The sequence below is a fragment of the Pseudomonas tehranensis genome, assembly GCF_014268615.1.
GTDB classification, from domain to species: Bacteria; Pseudomonadota; Gammaproteobacteria; order Pseudomonadales; family Pseudomonadaceae; genus Aquipseudomonas; species Aquipseudomonas tehranensis.
Genome location: NZ_JABWQV010000406.1, coordinates 1 through 2,732 on the forward strand (window position 1 = coordinate 1; position 2,732 = coordinate 2,732).

The 2,732-nt window shown below is 55.6% G+C and carries 2 protein-coding genes and 1 rRNA gene; all 3 read left to right on the plus strand.

All coding sequences use genetic code 11. The annotated features are described in order from the left end of the window. Positions 1-89 precede the first annotated feature (89 nt). The 3 genes from rrf to HU811_RS26485 all read left to right on the plus strand — a co-directional run bounded on the left by rrf (position 90) and on the right by HU811_RS26485 (position 2,684). Positions 90-205 (plus strand): 5S ribosomal RNA (gene rrf / locus HU811_RS26475). Between the two features lie 182 nt (positions 206-387). Continuing rightward, on the plus strand, positions 388-1,023 hold the full coding sequence (locus HU811_RS26480) for a hypothetical protein (protein WP_047230327.1): 636 nt from the start codon (positions 388-390) through the stop codon (positions 1,021-1,023). 155 nt (positions 1,024-1,178) lie between these two features. After that, the gene (locus HU811_RS26485) at positions 1,179-2,684 is read left to right on the plus strand and encodes a YdgA family protein (protein WP_186659028.1); all 1,506 of its coding nucleotides are present in this window, start codon (positions 1,179-1,181) and stop codon (positions 2,682-2,684) included. Positions 2,685-2,732 lie beyond the last annotated feature (48 nt).

A 2,732-nucleotide genomic window follows, 5' to 3' on the forward strand; every position in this document is an offset into this window, starting at 1 on the left:
ATCTGCTGATGCAGGTAGGGGTTTTGTTTTAGTAGAAGTTATCGATTTTCGCCGGCACGTTACTGTTGAACGGGCCGGTTACAGAATTTCTTGACGACCATAGAGCATTGGAACCACCTGATCCCATCCCGAACTCAGCAGTGAAACGATGCATCGCCGATGGTAGTGTGGGGTTTCCCCATGTGAGAGTAGGTCATCGTCAAGATTGAATTCCCAGAACCCCTGTCTGCTGATGCAGACAGGGGTTTTGTCGTTTTGGGCCGGTAATCGGATCGCCCCTCATGATTGCTATAGACACACGGCAAACCCTGTGGCCATTGCTATGCTGTGATAGTCGGGGCATCTGAAAAATGGCCCGCGACGTCACTGGTCATGGGGATTCCAATAATGAAAAACCCTTATGCTCCTGGCTTCTGGTGCGCCCTGGCAGCGTTGGTGTTGCTCTCGGCCACTTATTTCTATGGCGTCATGCTGACTCACCAGATCGACAAAGCACTGATCTTCCTCGATAGCGCGGCTGCGCTGATCGGTGTGATATCCATCGCAATCGTGGCCTGGGCATCGCTCCAAGGTCAACGCATCAAAAAAAAGCATCTTGAGCAGGGCAAGACTCTGGTGCTGATCTGGGATACCAAGGTTGCGTTACGCCGGGTCGAAACGGTCTTTGATCGTTACTTCTGGGGCAGTTACTGGCAGCCTGGCCGCACATTCCAGGAAGTCATGGGTGAACTCACCGGTACTCCATTGGAAAAAAGTCTCGAGGCCTTGAAGACCCAATGTGCGGCATTGGACAAACAGGTCGCCGAAGACGACTGGCACTGGCTGAACAACGCTCGTGAGCTCTGCGACGTCGCTAACGCTATGGCCCGGGAGCGCTATCAACTGGACTTCTGCGATCCTCGCGCGGACTCATCGGGCGCGACGGTGATCAATCGCGATTTCGAAGTGTTGGTGTACACCTGGACGGCACGGCTGAAGACGTTCGACCATCAACTCGACGAGATTGAAGTTCAATATTCGTAGACCCTCTCTCAAGAAAACCCTTCCCCCCTTTAAACATTGGGCCCGATGGCATGCCTGATGGTAATCTCCCTCCACTTCGCGGCGTCGAGCCACACCCTTAGCGGTGTCAGGGAAGACGACGGCTTTTTCAACCATGGATATTGATCGGATCACTCATGAATAAATCAGCAAGCGTACTTCTGGGAATCGTTGTGGTCGTCGGTGCAATCAGCGCGGGTGGCGCCTGGTACACCGGAACGAAACTCGAAGGAGTGCTGCAAACCGCCATTGCCGACAGCAACAAGCAAATGCAAACGGCCCTGGCCGGGTCAAATGGCACGGCTTCGATCGAGCTGGTTTCATTGGACCGTGGGACTTTCAGCAGCACCGCCCATTACCGCCTCAAGGGCGAAGGCGAGATGTTTGGTGATGAACCGGTTGAATTGCTGTTCGTCGACAACATCGAACATGGCCCGCTGCCGTTCTCGCGCCTGATGACGCTCAAATGGGTGCCGGTCATGGCCACCAGCCACACCGAACTTGAGCGCACGCCGCTGACCGAGAAATGGTTCGTCGCTGCCAAGGACAAGTCGCCGCTCAAAGGGGTGGTTAACCTGGGCTACGACCAGTCGACCCACGGGACGTTCGAGTTGCTGCCCCTGGACACCAAGCTGGATGAACAATCCCAGCTCAGTTTCTCCGGTCTGAAGATCGACCTGGCCTCCAGCGCCCAGGCCGAGAAGATCAAGGCTGACGGTTATATGGACAGCTTCAAGCTGACCACCGTCGCTGAGGACCAGACACCGGTGCAAGTCGAGCTTAACGGCCTGACGCTCGCCAGCAACCTGAGCAAGAGCACCTATGGGTATTACATGGGTGATAACGTTCTGATGCTGAGCAACAGCAAGACTACTTTTGGTGAGCAGAAGTCGGTCCTGGGCCTGAAGAATTTCGAGATGAAGAACAACAGTACCGAAAATGGCACCAGCGCTTCGGGGCGTGCTGATTACAAGATCGGAGAGTTGTCCTTCAACGATAAGGCCATCGGTTCTGCGCAGATGGCGGTCAGCCTGAAGAACCTGGACATCCCGGCCACCATGTCGCTCATGCAGGTTTATCAAACCAAGCTGCAACCCTACGAACAAGCGGCGGCTGAAGCGGCGGCAGCCGGCGAGCCAGCGCCAGAGTTGGTTCTGACCGAGGCTGAGGAAGCGCAGGTCAAGGCTGACTTGGAAAAACTCCTGGCCGGCGGTCCGCAAGTGGCACTGGAAAACCTGTCGTTCAATACGGCCAATGGTGAAAGCCGCGCAACGCTGGTGATCGACCTTGCCAAGCCGCAGTCCATGGACCTGCCACCCGATCAACTGGGTCGTCAGTTGCTCGCCTTACTGGATTTCAATTTGAAAGTCTCCAAGCCGATGCTGGTGGATCTGTTGACCGTGCAGGCGCAAATGGAAGGCCAGACCGACGCCAAGTTGATCGCCGATCAGGCCACTGCCACCAGCGATATGTTCAGCGCGATGGCGGTGGGCACAGAGCTGGCAACGCTTGAAGGCAACGATGTGGTCACCAAGCTGCACTACGCCAACAATCAGGTTGATTTCAACGGTCAGAAGATGACAGTCGAACAATTCACCGCGTTTGTGATGAACAAGTTGGGTGGCGGCGTAACCATCCAGTAATCCGCTTCAGCCACCCTCAAAAACCGGCCCGTGCATTGCGCACGGGCC

What these genes read in the sequence shown, in the direction of transcription:
- HU811_RS26480 (WP_047230327.1), top strand. Translation starts at nt 388, where the DNA reads ATGAAAAACCCTTATGCTCCTGGCTTCTGGTGCGCCCTGGCAGCGTTG.
- HU811_RS26485 (WP_186659028.1), top strand. Translation starts at nt 1,179, where the DNA reads ATGAATAAATCAGCAAGCGTACTTCTGGGAATCGTTGTGGTCGTCGGT.